This window comes from Methylobacterium sp. BE186, assembly GCF_031457035.1.
In the GTDB taxonomy this organism is placed as follows: domain Bacteria; phylum Pseudomonadota; class Alphaproteobacteria; order Rhizobiales; family Beijerinckiaceae; genus Methylobacterium; species Methylobacterium segetis.
In genome coordinates this window covers 32893-47576 of record NZ_JAVDVV010000033.1, presented here as the reverse complement: position 1 = coordinate 47576, position 14684 = coordinate 32893, and the positions used below count along the sequence as shown (strand labels likewise).

12 protein-coding genes and 1 other RNA gene are annotated in these 14684 nt (G+C 71.5%); 9 read left to right on the top strand and 4 right to left on the bottom strand.

Going from position 1 to position 14684, the window contains the following annotated elements:
* Positions 1-11 precede the first annotated feature (11 nt).
* The 3 genes from J2X36_RS23950 to J2X36_RS23940 are packed head-to-tail and all read right to left on the bottom strand — an operon-like array spanning position 12 to position 3738.
* The gene (locus J2X36_RS23950; protein ID WP_310354405.1) at positions 12-1979 is read right to left on the bottom strand and encodes an NAD-dependent epimerase/dehydratase family protein; all 1968 of its coding nucleotides are present in this window, start codon (positions 1977-1979) and stop codon (positions 12-14) included.
* The gene (locus tag J2X36_RS23945) at positions 1976-2881 is read right to left on the bottom strand and encodes a transketolase (protein ID WP_310354404.1); all 906 of its coding nucleotides are present in this window, start codon (positions 2879-2881) and stop codon (positions 1976-1978) included. Before J2X36_RS23945 ends, J2X36_RS23950 begins: the two co-directional genes overlap by 4 nt.
* Complete coding sequence (locus tag J2X36_RS23940; protein ID WP_310354402.1) at positions 2878-3738, bottom strand: 1-deoxy-D-xylulose-5-phosphate synthase N-terminal domain-containing protein; 861 nt, start codon at positions 3736-3738, stop codon at positions 2878-2880. The genes J2X36_RS23945 and J2X36_RS23940 overlap by 4 nt, the downstream gene beginning before the upstream one ends.
* Before the next feature lie 252 nt (positions 3739-3990).
* On the opposite strand from J2X36_RS23940, the gene J2X36_RS23935 reads away from it, so the two are divergent.
* Positions 3991-4431 carry a VOC family protein gene (locus tag J2X36_RS23935; protein WP_310354400.1) on the top strand — a complete coding sequence of 147 codons (441 nt, stop codon included), beginning with the start codon at positions 3991-3993 and terminating at the stop codon, positions 4429-4431.
* A gap of 44 nt (positions 4432-4475) precedes the next feature.
* Here J2X36_RS23935 and J2X36_RS23930 read toward each other — a convergent pair whose 3' ends face one another.
* Positions 4476-4652, bottom strand: coding sequence for a hypothetical protein (locus J2X36_RS23930; RefSeq protein WP_165937822.1), 177 nt, complete (start codon positions 4650-4652; stop codon positions 4476-4478).
* A gap of 204 nt (positions 4653-4856) precedes the next feature.
* Here J2X36_RS23930 and rnpB point away from each other — a divergent pair.
* From rnpB to murD, 8 genes are all read left to right on the top strand, one after another.
* An RNA gene (gene rnpB / locus J2X36_RS23925) (RNase P RNA component class A) lies at positions 4857-5255 on the top strand.
* Positions 5256-5584: 329 nt separating this feature from the next.
* A complete protein-coding gene (gene rsmH / locus J2X36_RS23920) occupies positions 5585-6646 on the top strand; it encodes a 16S rRNA (cytosine(1402)-N(4))-methyltransferase RsmH (RefSeq protein ID WP_310354398.1) in 1062 nt (353 codons plus the stop codon).
* Positions 6643-7098 carry a hypothetical protein gene (locus tag J2X36_RS23915; protein WP_132252577.1) on the top strand — a complete coding sequence of 152 codons (456 nt, stop codon included), beginning with the start codon at positions 6643-6645 and terminating at the stop codon, positions 7096-7098. The genes rsmH and J2X36_RS23915 overlap by 4 nt, the downstream gene beginning before the upstream one ends.
* A 216-nt stretch (positions 7099-7314) precedes the next feature.
* Positions 7315-9045 carry a penicillin-binding protein 2 gene (locus J2X36_RS23910; RefSeq protein ID WP_132252650.1) on the top strand — a complete coding sequence of 577 codons (1731 nt, stop codon included), beginning with the start codon at positions 7315-7317 and terminating at the stop codon, positions 9043-9045.
* 16 nt (positions 9046-9061) lie between these two features.
* Positions 9062-10537 (top strand): UDP-N-acetylmuramoyl-L-alanyl-D-glutamate--2,6-diaminopimelate ligase, encoded by a 1476-nt coding sequence (locus tag J2X36_RS23905; protein ID WP_405029847.1) that lies wholly within the window; start codon positions 9062-9064, stop codon positions 10535-10537.
* Positions 10538-10545: 8 nt separating this feature from the next.
* Positions 10546-12009 carry a UDP-N-acetylmuramoylalanyl-D-glutamyl-2,6-diaminopimelate--D-alanyl-D-alanine ligase gene (locus J2X36_RS23900; protein WP_310354422.1) on the top strand — a complete coding sequence of 488 codons (1464 nt, stop codon included), beginning with the start codon at positions 10546-10548 and terminating at the stop codon, positions 12007-12009.
* Positions 12010-12121: 112 nt separating this feature from the next.
* Complete coding sequence (mraY, locus tag J2X36_RS23895; RefSeq protein WP_132252581.1) at positions 12122-13207, top strand: phospho-N-acetylmuramoyl-pentapeptide-transferase; 1086 nt, start codon at positions 12122-12124, stop codon at positions 13205-13207.
* Between the two features lie 54 nt (positions 13208-13261).
* Complete coding sequence (murD, locus tag J2X36_RS23890) at positions 13262-14629, top strand: UDP-N-acetylmuramoyl-L-alanine--D-glutamate ligase (protein WP_132252583.1); 1368 nt, start codon at positions 13262-13264, stop codon at positions 14627-14629.
* The last annotated feature ends 55 nt before the right edge of the window (positions 14630-14684 follow it).

The window sequence follows — 14684 nt, the reverse complement described above, 5'->3', positions numbered from 1 at the left end:
ACCGAAGCGGGTCACGGGCGCGCCCTCGCCTCGGGCGGGAGGTCCGTCGCGGTGCCGTTGCGGATCAGCGCCGCGCGGATGAGGCGTGGGCGCCCCTTCACCTCCTCCATGATCTTCGCGATGTACTCGCCGATCAGCCCGATCCCGAAGAGGTTCAGAGCGCCGAAGAAGAGGATCGCCAGCAGGATCGAGGTCGCCCCGCGCGGGGCGATGTCCGGCACGAGCAGGCGCAGGGCGACCAGCACGGTGCCGAGCAGCGCGGCGAGGCCGAGCAGCACGATTCCGGTGGCCGTGAGCATCTTGAGGGGCGTGCTGCTGAACGAGAAGATCCCGCGCTTGGCCCATTCGAGATTGGACAGCAGGTTGTTCGTGCTCGCGCCGAACATCCGCTTCGGGCGCACATAGTCCACGCCGGTCTGGCGGAAGCCGACATAGGCGCGCAGGCCGCGCATGAAGAGGTCGCGCTCGGGGCAGTTCAGCAGCCAGCCCACGACGCGCCGGTCCATCAACGAGAAATCGCCGGCGTCATGCGGGATGCGGATGTAGCTGAAGGCCGCGAAGACGCGATAGAACGCCTTGTAGAGGAGGCCCCAGACGACGGGCATCTCGCGCTTCACGCGCCGGCCGTAGACGACGTCGTGCCCGTCGAGCCAGGCCGCGTGGAATTGCTCGATCAGTTCGGGAGGATCCTGCAGGTCGCCGTCGAGGAGCACGCAGGCCTGGGCGGTCGCCAGTTCCATCCCGCTGCGGAAGGCCATCTGCGAGCCGAAATTGCGCGAGTGGGTGATGCCGAGCACGTGCGGGTCCGTCGCCGACAGGGCGCGGATGCGCTCCGCACACCCGTCCGGGCTCGCGTCGTTCACGAAGATGATCTCGTAATCGACGTCGATCTTCCGGAAGACCGCGGTCAGGCGGGCGTGCATGATCGGCACGGCCTCTTCGTCCTTGTAGCAGGCGACGATGGCCGCGATGCTGCGGCGTCGCACGGCACCGGACTTGGTCAGTTCGGACAGGCCCGCGCCGGGGCCGCGCATCCATTCGGCCGTGCGTGCGAGCCCCTCCGCCAGCGGCGTCGCGGCGCGCCAGCCGAGCAGGCGCTCGGCCTTGGCGGGGTTGGACTGCCAGCGCGCGAGGTCCCAGGCGCGCGCGGGCATCGCGCCGAAGCGGGGCGCCTCCGCGATGTCGAAGAGATCGCGCGCGGTCGCGGCCAAGTCGCGGATGGTCGTCTCGACGCCGGTGCCGATGTTGAGCGACTCCCCGTACAGGTCGAGGGACATCTTGGCGGCCGCCCGGACGAAGGCCTCGCAGACGTCCTCGACGAAGACGAAGTCGCGCGCGATGTTCGGATCGACGAAGTCCGGATAGGTGCCGGCGAGCCCCCTCGACACCACGGCCGGAATCAGGCGCCCGGCATCCTCGTAGGGGCCGTAGACCGAGTAGAGCCGCAGGTTGACCACCGGCCAGCGGCGCGTCTTGCCCGCATAGGCGAGAAACTGCGCCGTGGCCGCCTTGGAGACGGCGTAGGCGCTGTTCGGGACGAGCTGGGCTTCCTCGGCCGGGGATGCGGAGTTCAGGCCATACTCGGACGAGCTGCCCGCATGCACGTAGGCCGCGAGATTGCCGCTGAGCGCGAGGAGTTCGACGCGCGCCGCCAGGGAGGTGAAGTTGGTGGCGTAGATGAGGTCGGCATCGGCCTCGAAGGCGTAGGCGCCGTAGGCGATGCAGTCGAAGACCGTCGCCGGACGGATCGCCTCGACGAAGTGGCCCGCAGCCGCCCTGTCGGTGAAGTCGACGGCGACGAGGTGGGCCGGGTCGACGCCGCGCAGGCGGGGCGAGGGCAGGACGCGCGCGACGGCGAACACGTCGCGGCGGCGCGACAGGATGTGACGGAAAAGGTTGCAGCCCACGAAGCCGCCCGCGCCGAGAACGGCGATGGGACCCTTGAGGCTGTCGATCCAATCGGCGGCGGTCTGTGTCATGCGGCGAGCGTCGCGCGGATCGCAGCCGGGTCGAGACCGCTCTCGCGCCGGTGGAAGGCCTGGGAGCCGTAGGTGCCGGAGGGATATCCGGCGGCGGCAAGGTGGCGGAACTCCGCGACCGCGAGGCCGCCCTCCAGGCACCAGGCGGCGAGGCTCTGGCCGAGGCCGCCCTGGGCGACGTGTTCCTCGACGACGCAGAGCCTGCGGCGCGCGGTCAGCGCCGCCACGAAAGCCTGCGGCGGCGGGCTCGCGCAGAGCGGCAATTCGCTGACCGCCCACAGCTCCGGCCCGTCCAGGTCCTCGCGGGAGCCGACGGCGGACCAGACGACGCCCGCCATCGGTCCGACCGCGACGACGACCGGGCCGGTCCCCTCGCGCAGGCGTCGCCAGGGCGCGTAGGCCGGCGCGACGCAGCCCTCCGGCACCTCGCCGCGCCCGAGCCGGATGTAGGCAGGCCCCGCCTGAGTGCCCGCCGCGTCCACCACGGCGGCGACATCGGCGTCGAAGGCGGGCACGAAGATGTGCAGCCCCGGGAGCGTGGAGAGGACCCCGTAATCCTCCAGCGCGTGATGGGTGGGACCCATCACGCCGTAGGCATAGCCGCCGCCATTGGCGAGCATGCGCACCGGCAGGCGGTGGAAGCAGACGTCGTTGCGGATCTGCTCGAAGGCGCGGGCGTAGCAGAAGGGGGCGATGGTATAGGTCCAGGGCTCGAGTCCCTCGCTCGCGAGCGCCGCCGCGACCCCGATCATGTTCTGCTCGGCGATTCCCGCATTGAGGAAGCGCTCGCCGAGCGCGTCGCGCAGGGGCTCGAGCGCTCCGAAGCCGAGATCGCCCGTGAGGAAGACGAGGTCCGGGCGAGCGGCCCGGGCGACGAGCGCCGCGCAGAGCTCGCGTCTCATTGGGCCATTTCCGCGGCGAACGCGTCGCCGAGCACGGCTTCCCGGTGCTGCTCCTCCGTGAGGGGCAGGTAGTGGCTGTCCATGCGGCCCTCGATGGCGGGCACGCCGTGGCCCTTCACGGTGTGCAGGATGACGGCCACGGGCCGGCTCGATCCGGGGGAGAGGGCGCGGCGCATATCCGCGAGGTCGTGCCCGTCCGCTTCGCGGATCTCGACGTCGAAGCCGCACAGGACCCGCCCGATCGGATCGAGCGAGGCGACCTCGGCCGTGGCGCCGAACCCCTGCAGGCGATTGTGGTCGATCAGGATCGTCAGGTTCGACAATCGACGATGGGTGCAGAAGATCAGCGCCTCGAAGGTGGATCCTTCCTGCCATTCCCCGTCCGAGGTCATGCAGAAGACCCGGTTCGTCCGGCGCTGCAGCTTCGCGGCGAGGGCGAGCCCGGCGGAGAGGGAGAGGCCGTGCCCGAGGCTTCCCGTGCCGAAGCGGTTCGTGGGGAGGCCGCGGGCGGGCGGATGCCCGGGCAGCCGCGTGCCGTCGGCGTGGAAGCTGCCCAGCTCCGTGTCGCTGATCAGCCCGCGGCTCCACAGGGTGACGTAGAGCGCGCCCGCCGCGTGGCCCTTCGAGAGAACGAAACGGTCCTGCTCGCTCAGAAACTCGTGATGCACGAGCATCATCGCGTCGAGCGCCGACAGGTTGCCGCCGAGGTGCCCGACATTCGCCGCCCGGTGCATGGCGAGGAGCCGCCAGCGCGCGAGTGTCAGGAGGCCCGGGCTGAGATGCGCCGTGGTCGCGGAAACGGCGCCGTGCGCCCCGCTCCCGGCCTCCACGCGAAGGGTGTGTACAGGCCGTGCCATCCGCTCGCAGTCCACTGCTCCCGCGCGATGGAAGGCTGATCTTGGTTAGCGGCGGGTTAAGGGGCGGCGCGTCGCGCGGCGTCCAGGGGGCTGGGAGCCGCTCGACGAGCCGCGCGCAGCCTACCCGCCGAGCGTTCCCGTCTTAGCTAAGGCGATCGAGCGGCGGCCGGGGGCGAGCGTCCCGCGAAGCCCGTCGCCTCACGGTCCGGCGAGGGCGCAGGCGCCCTCGCACAGCGAAGGGATGGCAGCCTGATGGAATACCTGCACACGATGGTCCGCGTGGCGGATCTCGACCGCGCGCTCGCCTTCTACGTCGACACGTTCGGCCTGCGCGAGGTGCGCCGCGTCGAGAACGAGAAGGGCCGCTTCACCCTGGTCTTCCTCGCCGCCCCCGGCGATGTCGAGCGGGCCGAGGCGGCGAAGTCGCCCCTCGTCGAGCTGACCTACAATTGGGACCCGGAGGAGTACACGGGTGGTCGCAATTTCGGCCACCTCGCTTATCAGGTCGACGACATCTACGCCTTCTGCCAGCGCCTGAAGGACCGGGGCGTCACCATCAACCGGCCCCCGCGGGACGGCCATATGGCCTTCGTGAAGTCGCCCGACGGGATCTCCATCGAGATCCTCCAGAAGGGCGGGTCGAAGCCGCCGCAGGAGCCCTGGGCCTCGATGGAGAACACGGGCACGTGGTAGCGGCCGGCGGCGAGGCTCCCGCAAGCGCCTCGCCGCGAGCCCTGTCAGCCCGCGCCGGTCTCGGCGGCGGGCGTGATGCCGAGCTCCGCGAGCTTGGCCGAGACGGCCTCGATCGGCCGCTTGAGCTTCAGGCTCATCACCGAGACGGGAATGCGCTCGCGCGCCATCTCGGTCAGTTGCTGGACGGTCTCGAGCGTCCAGGTCGTGTCCTGCATCGCCATGGTCGCCTCCTCATCGCGTCAGGGGTCGCGCGTGCGGCGGGGCGCCGGCCGAAGGCCCGGAGCCCTCGGCCGCGACGCTAAAGCGGGGGCCGCCGTCATACAACCGAGAGGTGAAATTCCGGGCATGCCCGGCCGATGGGCAGCGCGGCGGACGGGTGGATGCGCTTGACCGGGCCCGCGCCGCGGCGCACATCCCGGCCCGGATCAGTCGGCCGGGCGGCCGCTCCGGACCTTCGCGTCCGGGGAGGAAAGTCCGGGCTCCATGGAGAGACGGTGCCGGATAACGTCCGGCGGGGGCGACCCCAGGGACAGTGCCACAGAAAGCAGACCGCCCTGCATGCAGGGTCAGGGTGAAAGGGTGCGGTAAGAGCGCACCGCGGACGCGGCAACGCGGACGGCACGGCAAACCCCACCGGGAGCAAAACCGAATAGGGGCGACACGCTCCCCGCGAGGGGAGCAGGCCCTCTCTCCAGGCCGGTCGCCCGGGTTGGTTGCTTGAGGCGGTCGGCAACGACCGTCCCAGAGGAATGGCCGCCACGTGCGGGCCGGCCGCGAGGCCGGTCCGCGCCCTACAGAACCCGGCTTACAGGCCGGCTGATCCGCCTCGAGGCCCGCGATTTTCCGCAGCTTCCTTACCCTCGGTTAACCTTGCTGAGGTCTGATCGGCGCCTGCGATCCTGCGGTTGCATGCGTTGACGATCCTCAGAGCCCCATGGTACCCGCCAACATCCCGTCAACGGCGTATCTCGGAGCGGCGGACGCGCCTCGCGTTCGCCGAGCGGCCGGCCGTGCGCGCACCCTTGGCCGCGCTTCGGAGAACACCTCGACGATCCGGCCCCCATGGCGGCGGGCCGAGGATGCTGCAGGCAGCCATGCTCGAACCCATTCCGGACGACGCCGTCAGGATTCCGCTCCATTTCGCGAGGCCGCGATGAGGCGCCCCGCCAAGGGACAGGGCTCGGCCGAGGGCCGGGGCAGTCCCGCCGCGCCGCACGTGCCCGTGCTGCTCGGACCCGTGCTGGAGGCCCTCGACCTCGCGCGTCCGGGTCTCTCGGTCGACGGCACCTTCGGCGCCGGCGGCTACACCCGCGCGCTGCTCGCCGCCCATCCCGAGGAGCGCGTCGTCGCGATCGATCGCGATCCGGGCGCCGTCGCGGGCGGTCAGGGGCTCGTCGCGGAGGCGGGCGGCCGGCTCCGCCTCGTACCCGGACGCTTCGGCGACCTCGACGCGATCCTGCCCGACCTCGGCGAGGCGGGGGCCGACCGGGTGGTGCTCGACATCGGCGTCTCCTCGATGCAGCTCGACCAGGCCGAGCGCGGCTTCTCCTTCCGGCACGACGGTCCCCTCGACATGCGCATGGAGCGGGCGGGCGCGAGCGCGGCCGACCTCGTGAACGGGTCCGAGGAGGCGGAGCTCGCCGACATCCTGTTCCATTACGGCGAGGAGCGCCGCGCCCGCGCGGTCGCCCGCGCCATCATCGAGCGGCGCCGCCGCGCCCGCATCGAGACGACGGCCGACCTCGCCGACCTCGTTGCCGGCGTGGTCCGCGCCGACCCGGCCAGCGGCATCCACCCGGCCACGCGCACCTTCCAGGGCCTGCGCATCGCCGTGAACGATGAGCTCGGCGAGCTGGTGCGGGCGCTGCACGCGGCCGAGCGCGCGCTCCGGCCGGGCGGGCGCCTCGCGGTCGTGACCTTCCACTCGCTGGAGGACCGCATCGTGAAGCAGTTCTTCTCCGCCCGCAGCGGCCGGGCGGTGCAGGCCTCGCGGCACGTTCCGAGCGTCGAGCGCCCCGTGCCCAGGAGCTTCGAGCCCGTCACGAAGGGGCCGGTCCTGCCGAGCGAGGCCGAGATGGCGGAGAATCCCCGCGCCCGCTCGGCCAAGCTGCGCGCGGCCGAGCGCACCGACGCTCCCGTGCCGGAGCCGCTCGCAGCTATCGAGATGCTGGCGAGCCTGCCGGCCAGCACCACTCGCGGAGGGTCGCGCCGGTGATCCGTCTCCTCAACGTGCTCGCCGTCCTCGGCCTCGTGGCCTCGGCGATCTACGCCTACTCGACGAAGTACGAGACCCTGAATCTCGCGGGCCAGGTCTCGAAGCTGAAGAGCCAGGTCCACAAGGAGCGGCAGGCCATCGCCGTGCTGCGGGCCGAGTGGCAGCTCCTGACGCGGCCGGACCGCCTGCAGGCGGCGGTGGAGAAGCACATCGCGCTGGAGCCGATCGGCACCGAGCACCTCGCCCGCCTCTCCGACCTCCCGGCCCGCCCCGAGCGCGGCGACGAGATCGGCCGGCTGCTCGCCGCGACGGCGACGCCGAAGGAGAAGCCGTCCGCCGCCGAGCCACGCACCACCGGCTCGATCACCCGCACCGTCACGACCACGACCCGGCCGGCGACGACCCACACGCCCAAGGCCGGCCCCACCGCTCCCACGACGGCTTCGAGGTAGTTCCCCGTGTCCGAAGACGCTCATCCCGGCCGCGGCGCGCCTCACGGCGGCGAGGACGGCATCACCCCTCACCACGCCGCCGAGGACGTCGCGGCCTACGAGGCTTCCTCCGTGCAGGAGGAGGCGTCGGGGCCGGAGGCCGGCTGGGACGCGCCGCCGGAGGAGGCGGGCGCGCACGAAGCCCCGCATCCCGGAGCGCCGCGGGACGGCGCCGCGATGCGTCTCGTGCGGGCCATGTTCCGCCTCGCGATCGAGCGCTCCTACACCCGCGTCGGCCTCGTCGGCCTCGCCTTCGCGGGCGTGTTCGGCGCGATCAGCGTGCGCCTCCTGATGATGGCCGCCTTCGGCGACCCGCCGAGCCAGGAGCACCGGGTCGCGGCCGCCGCGACGACGGCGATCCGCCCCGACATCGTCGACCGCAACGGCGAGGTGCTCGCCACCGACATCCGCACCGTCTCGGTCTTCGCCGAGCCCGGCAACATCTACGACAAGGACGAGGCGGTGGAGCTTCTCACCGCCGTCCTGCCCGACCTCAACGCCACGGAGCTGCGCGCCAAGCTGACGCCGAAGCCCGGCAAGAAGGGCGTCGGCTTCGTCTGGGTGAAGCGCGAGCTGACCCCGAAGCAGCAGGCCGAGGTGCACCGGCTCGGCATTCCCGGCATCGGCTTCCTGCCCGACCACAAGCGGGTCTACCCGAACGGCACCGCCGCCGCCCACGTCCTCGGCGTGACGAACCTCGACAATGTCGGCATCGCCGGCATCGAGAAGTACATCGACAACCAGGGCAACAAGGCGCTCAACGAGTTCGGCCTCATCGAGAAGCAGACCGACCTGAAGCCGGTTCAACTCTCGATCGACCTGCGCGCCCAGTTCGCCGTGCGCGACGAGCTCGCGAAGGGCATCGAGCACTTCCGGGCCAAGGCCGGCGCCTCGATGATCATGGACGTGACGACGGGCGAGGTCATCGCCCTCGTCTCGATGCCCGATTTCGACCCGAACAATCCGGTCGACGCGCTCTCGGACGACCGCATCAACCGCATGAACGTCGGCGTCTACGAGATGGGCTCGACCTTCAAGGCGATGACGCTCGCCATGGCGCTGGAATCGGGCAAGTACAACGTCAACTCGACGTTCGACACCCGCGGCGGCGTGCTGAACTGGGGCCGCCAGAAGATCCACGAGTATCACGGCACCAACCGCGTCATCACCATGCCGGAGGTGTTCACGCACTCCTCCAACATCGGCTCGGCCAAGATGGCGCTCGGCGTCGGCGTGCCCGGCCACAAGGCCTTCCTCAAGAAGATGGGCCTGCTCGACCGCCTGCGGACCGAGTTGCCGGAGAGCGCCTCGCCGATCATCCCGCCGCGCTGGACCGAGATCAACACGATCACCATCGCCTTCGGCCACGGCCTCGCGGTGGCCCCGCTCCAGGCGTCGGCCGCGGTGGCCGCGATCTCGAACGGCGGCTTCCTGATGACGCCCACCTTCCTCAAGACGACGCCCGAGGAGGCGATGACCAAGGCGACGCGCGTGCTGAAGCCCGAGACCAGCGAGGCGATGCGCTTCATCATGCGCCTCAACGCCGTGGAGGGCTCCGCCAAGAAGGCGGCGATCCCCTACTACTTCGTCGGCGGCAAGACCGGCACGGCCGAGAAGGTGATCAACGGGCGCTACGTGAAGAACCGCCTGTTCACGACCTTCATGGCGGCCGCGCCCATGGACAAGCCGAGATACCTCTTCGTCACGCTCATGGACGAGCCACAGGGTCTGCCCGAGAGCGGCGGGTACGCCACCGCGGCCTGGAATTCGGGCGTGGTGACGGGCAAGGTGATCGAGCGCGTGACGCCGATCCTCGGCCTGCCGCCCTATTTCGAGCCGCCGGCCAAGCCCTTCCCGCTCATGGTGAAGCTCGGCGCCTATCACGCGACGCAGGTGGGCGGCCCGTGACCGGAGGGTGCGCGCGATGACGGCGATCGGCCCGACGCTGAGTGACCTGTTTCCCGCCGCCCCGACCGACGGGGCCGGAGACTACGTGGTCGCGGGCCTCACCGCCGACTCGCGGAAGGTGGCCCCTGGCTTCGTGTTCCTGGCGGTGCCGGGCACCCGCGTCGACGGCAAGGCCTTCGCGGCAGGCGCCGTCGCCGCCGGCGCCATCGCCGTCGTGGGGGAGGGCGCGCCGCCGGCGGACCTCGACCCCGACGTGCCCTGGATCGCCGTCGAGGACGTGCATCGCTGCCTCGCCCTCGCCGCCGCCCGCTTCCACGGCTTGCAGCCCGAGACCGTCGTCGCCGTCACCGGCACGAGCGGCAAGAGCTCGGTCGCCGACTTCACCCGCCAGATCCTCGCCCGCCTCGGCCGCGAGGCGGCAAGCCTCGGCACGGTCGGCATCGTGACGAACCGCGGCGCCTCCTACGGCTCGCTGACGACGCCCGACCCCGTCTCGCTGCACCGGACGCTCGCCTGCCTCGCCCGGCAGGAGGGCATCACGGACCTCGCCATGGAGGCCTCCTCCCACGGCATCGTGCAGAGGCGACTCGACGGCGTGCGGCTGTCGGCGGTCGGCTTCACCAATCTCGGGCGGGATCATCTCGATTATCACGCCACGGTCGAGGAATACCTCGCGGCGAAGCTGCGCCTGTTCACGACGCTGGCTTCACCCGGCATTCCGGCGGTCATCAATGCGGACGGCGCCTATGCGGAGCGCGTCGTCGCCGCGGCCGAAGCCAACGGGCTCGACATCCGCACCACGGGCCGTGCCGGCACCCACATCCGGCTCGAGGAAACCCGCACCGAGGGCTTCGCGCAGGTGCTCCGCCTCGTCGGGCCCGGCGGCAGCCACACGGTGCGCCTGCCCCTCGTCGGCGGCTTTCAGGTCGAGAACGCCCTCGTGGCGGCGGGCCTCGCCCTCGCGACCCCGGCCGGCGCCGCCGATCCGGCCGCCGTCTTCGCGGCCCTCGATCACCTCGCGGGCGTCCCCGGGCGCATGGAGCGGATCGGCGAGGTCGGCGGTGCGCTCTGCCTCGTCGACTACGCCCACAAGCCGGAGGCGCTGGAAGGCGTGCTGACGGCTCTGCGCCCCTTCGCGACGGGCCGCCTCGTCCTCGTCTTCGGTTGCGGCGGTGACCGTGACCGGGGCAAGCGCCCGCTGATGGGCGCCATCGCGGCGCGCCTCGCCGACCGCGTCATCGTCACCGACGACAACCCGCGCAGCGAGGAGCCCGCCGCGATCCGCGCCGCGATCCTGGAGGCCGCGCCCGGCGCCGTCGAGATCGGCGACCGGGCCGAGGCGATCCGCGCGGCCGTGACGGGTCTCGGGCCGGGCGACGTGCTCGTCGTTGCCGGCAAGGGTCATGAAACCGGCCAGATCGTGGGGGATCGCGTGCTCCCGTTCTCGGACCACGACGTGGTCCGCGCCGCGATCGCGGAGGTGAAGGGATGACCGACCAGATGACCGACGCGCCGCTCTGGACCGCGGAGAGCCTCGCCGCGGCGACCGGCGGCCGCCTGCAGGGCGAGGCCCGGCCGATCACCGGTGCCTCGATCGACACGAGGAGCCTTCAGCCCGGCGACCTGTTCTTCGCGATCCGCGGCGAAGCCCGCGACGGGCACGATTTCGTCCCCGATGCCCTGAAGCGCGGAGCGGGCGCCGCGGTCGTCGCCGAATCCCGCGCCGCGGAACTGTCCGGGCACGGTCCCGTCCTGGCGGTGCCGGAGGGTTCGGTCGATCCGGTCCTCGACGCCATGACCCGCCTCGGGCAGGCCGCCCGCGCACGGACGGGCGCCGCGATCGTCGCGGTGACGGGCTCCGTGGGCAAGACCGGCACCAAGGAGGCCCTGCGCCACGTGCTCTCGGCGCAAGGAGCGACGCACGCCTCGGTCGCCTCCTACAACAACCATTGGGGCGTGCCCCTCACGCTGACCCGCATGCCGGCCGGTAGCCGCTTCGGCGTGTTCGAGATCGGCATGAACCACGCCGCCGAGATCCTGCCGCTCGCCGCGATGGTGCGGCCGGACGTGGCCCTGATCACCACGGTCGAGCCGGTCCATATCGAGCATTTCCGCTCGCTCTCGGCCATCGCCGACGCGAAGGGCGAGATCTTCTCCGGGCTGAAGCCCGGCGGGGTCGCCGTGATCAACCGGGACAACCCGAACTTCCCGCGCTTGCTGGCCCACGCGCAGGCCTCGCGCGCCGGCCGCGTCGTCACCTTCGGCGAGCATCCGGACGCCGACGTGCGGGCGAACCGCATCGTCCTGCGCCCCGACCTGTCGGTGGTCGACGCCAGCGTGATGGGAATTCCCGTCACCTACCAGCTCGGCACGCCGGGCCGCCACGTCGCCATGAACTCCCTCGGCGTGATGGGCGTCGTGCACGCGCTCGGAGCCGACCTCGCCCGCGCCGCGCTCTCGCTCGCGGCCTTGAAGCCGCCCGTCGGCCGCGGCGAGCGCACCGCGCTCTCGATCAAGGGCGGAGAGGCCTTCCTCGTCGACGAGAGCTACAACGCCAACCCGGCCTCGATCCGCGCCGCCTTGGCGACGCTCGCCGCCATCGAGACCGGTCCGCGCGGGCGCCGCATCGCCGTGCTCGGCGACATGCTGGAACTCGGCGAGGCGGCCGAGCGCCACCACCGGGAGCTCGCCGCTGCCGTCGAGGCGAGCGGGATCGATCTCGTCTTCACCGCAGGGCCCCTGATGCGCCACCTCTTCGAGGCGCTGCCGGTCGGCCGCCGTGGGGTCGCCTGCGCCACCTCCGCCGATCTCGTCGATCCGCTCCTCGGCGCCCTGCGATCCGGCGACGCCGTGATGGTGAAGGGCTCGAACAGCATTCGCATGGGACGGATTGTCGAGGCGCTCAAAGCCCGCTACGCGGGCGGCGCTGACCAGCGCGGGGCGGCCCTCTCGGCGGCCCCGTGACATCGCTATTCGCGCCGCGAGCCTCCCTCGGGCGGGCGCGGACGGGCCGGAGGTCGCCGCACCCTCCCAAGCCCCGCTTCCCACTTCGAACCCTGCTGCGGCCGAGCCCCGGATGCTGTATCTCCTGTCGGACTTGAGCGGCTCCTTCTCGCCCTTCAACGTCTTCCGCTACATCACCTTCCGCACCGGCGGCGCGCTCTTCACGGCGGGCCTGTTCGTGTTCTGGTTCGGCCCCTTGATCATCTCGCTGCTGCGCCTGCGGCAGGGCAAGGGCCAGCCGATCCGCGAGGACGGGCCGCAATCCCACCTCCTGACCAAGCGCGGCACGCCGACGATGGGCGGGCTGATGATCCTGGCCGGCGCCATCGTGGCGGTGCTGCTCTGGGCGAACCCGCGCAACCACTACGTCTGGATCACCCTCGTGGTGACGCTGGGCTTCGGCGCGATCGGCTTCTACGACGATTACCTCAAGGTCACGAAGCAATCCCACAAGGGCTTCTCGGGCAAGTTCCGGCTCGCGCTGGAGGCGCTGATCGCGATCTCCGCCTGCACGATGATCGCGGTCTACTCGCCGGCCGCCCTCCAGAACCAGCTCGCCTTCCCCGTCTTCAAGGACGCGCTCCTGAATCTGGGCTGGTTCTACGTGCTGTTCGCGGGCTTCGTGATCGTGGGCGCGGGCAACGCGGTCAACATCACGGACGGTCTCGACGGCCTCGCCATCGTGCCCGTGATGATCGCCTGCGGCACCTTCGGGGTGATCGCGTACCTCGTCGGAAACTCGTTCACCGCCAACTACTTGCAGGTGAACTACGTGCGCGACACGGGCGAGCTCGCGATCGTCTGCGGCGCGGTGATCGGTGCGGGCCTCGGCTTCCTCTGGTTCAACGCGCCGCCCGCGCAGATCTTCATGGGCGATACCGGCTCGCTCGCGCTCGGCGGCCTCCTCGGCACCGTGGCGGTGGCCACGAAGCACGAGATCGTGCTCGCCATCGTCGGCGGCCTGTTCGTCCTCGAGATCATGTCGGTGATCATCCAGGTCGCCTCCTTCAAGCTCACGGGCAAGCGCGTCTTCCGGATGGCGCCGATCCACCACCATTTCGAGCAGAAGGGCTGGAAGGAGCCGCAGGTCGTGATCCGCTTCTGGATCATCGCCGTGATCCTGGCGCTCGCCGGCCTCGCGACGCTGAAGTTGCGCTAGCGGCGACGATATGGTCCTTCGGCGGCGAAACGTTGCCCGCGTACCGGAAGGCCCATGACCCCCGTCACAACCTACGAAGGGCGCCGCGTCGCCCTGTTCGGCCTCGGCGGATCGGGGCTCGCGACCGCGCTCGCCCTCCGGGCCGGCGGGGCCGCGGTCGCGGCCTGGGACGACAACCCGGCGAGCCGGGAGCGGGCGGACGAGCAGGGGATCGAGACCGTGGATCTCCGCGAGGCCGAGTGGTCGGACTTCGCCGCGCTGATCCTGTCGCCCGGCGTGCCGCTGACCCATCCCGAGCCGCACTGGACGGTGGGCCTCGCCCGCGCCGCCGGCGTCGCGGTGATCGGCGACGTCGAGCTGTTCTGCCGCGAGCGGGCGAAGAGCGCCCCGGGCGCCCCCTTCATCGCCATCACCGGCACGAACGGCAAGTCGACGACGACGGCGCTGATCGCCCATCTCCTGCGCGCGGCGGGGCACGACGTTCAGATGGGCGGCAACATCGGCACGGCGATCCTGTCGCTGGAGCCGCCGATGGCGGGCCGCGTCCACGTGATCGAGCTGTCCTCTTTCCAGATCGACCTGACGCCCTCGCTCAAGCCCTCGGTCGGGATCCTCCTCAACATCACGCCGGACCACCTCGATCGCCACGGGACGATGGAGCAGTACGCGGCCATCAAGGAGCGGCTGGTGGCGGGCGCCGACCTCGCGGTCGTCGGCATCGACGACGGGCCGAGCCGGCTCATCGCCGAGCGGCGGGAGGGCCCGACGGTGCGCGTCCACGTCGCCGGCCCGACCGAGGCGCTGACCCCCGTCGACGGGCTCGTCGCCCGCGAGGGCGTAATCCGCGAGGGCGAGGCGGTGGTGGCGGAGCTGTCCGGCATCGGCTCGCTGCGCGGCGCGCACAATTGGCAGAACGCGGCCGTGGCGGCCGCCGCCGTGCGCGGCCTCGGGGTGACGGGGGAGGCCCTGCAGGCGGGTCTGCGCAGCTTCCCCGGCCTGCCGCACCGGATGGAGGAGGTGGCCCGGCGCGGCCGCGTGCTCTTCGTCAACGATTCGAAGGCCACGAACGCCGACTCGACCGAGAAGGCACTCACCGCCTTCCGCGACATCCACTGGATCCTCGGCGGCAAGGCGAAGGAGGGCGGCATCTACCCGCTCGTTCCCCTGTTTCCCCGCGTCGCCCACGCCTACCTGATCGGCGCGGCGAGCGACGCCTTCGCGGCGACGCTCGAGGGCGCGGTGCCCTACACCCGCTGCGAGACGCTCGACGCGGCGACCCGCGCCGCCGCGGAGGGCGCCGCCGCCTCCGCCGCGCCCGAGCCCGTGGTGCTGCTCTCGCCGGCCTGCGCCTCCTACGACCAGTTCCGCAGCTTCGAGGAGCGCGGCGACCGCTTCCGCGATCTCGTGCGGGCGCTACCCTGAGTCGTAACGCCCGTCAGAAACCGATAACCATAAGAGACCCTTTACCATTCGGGCA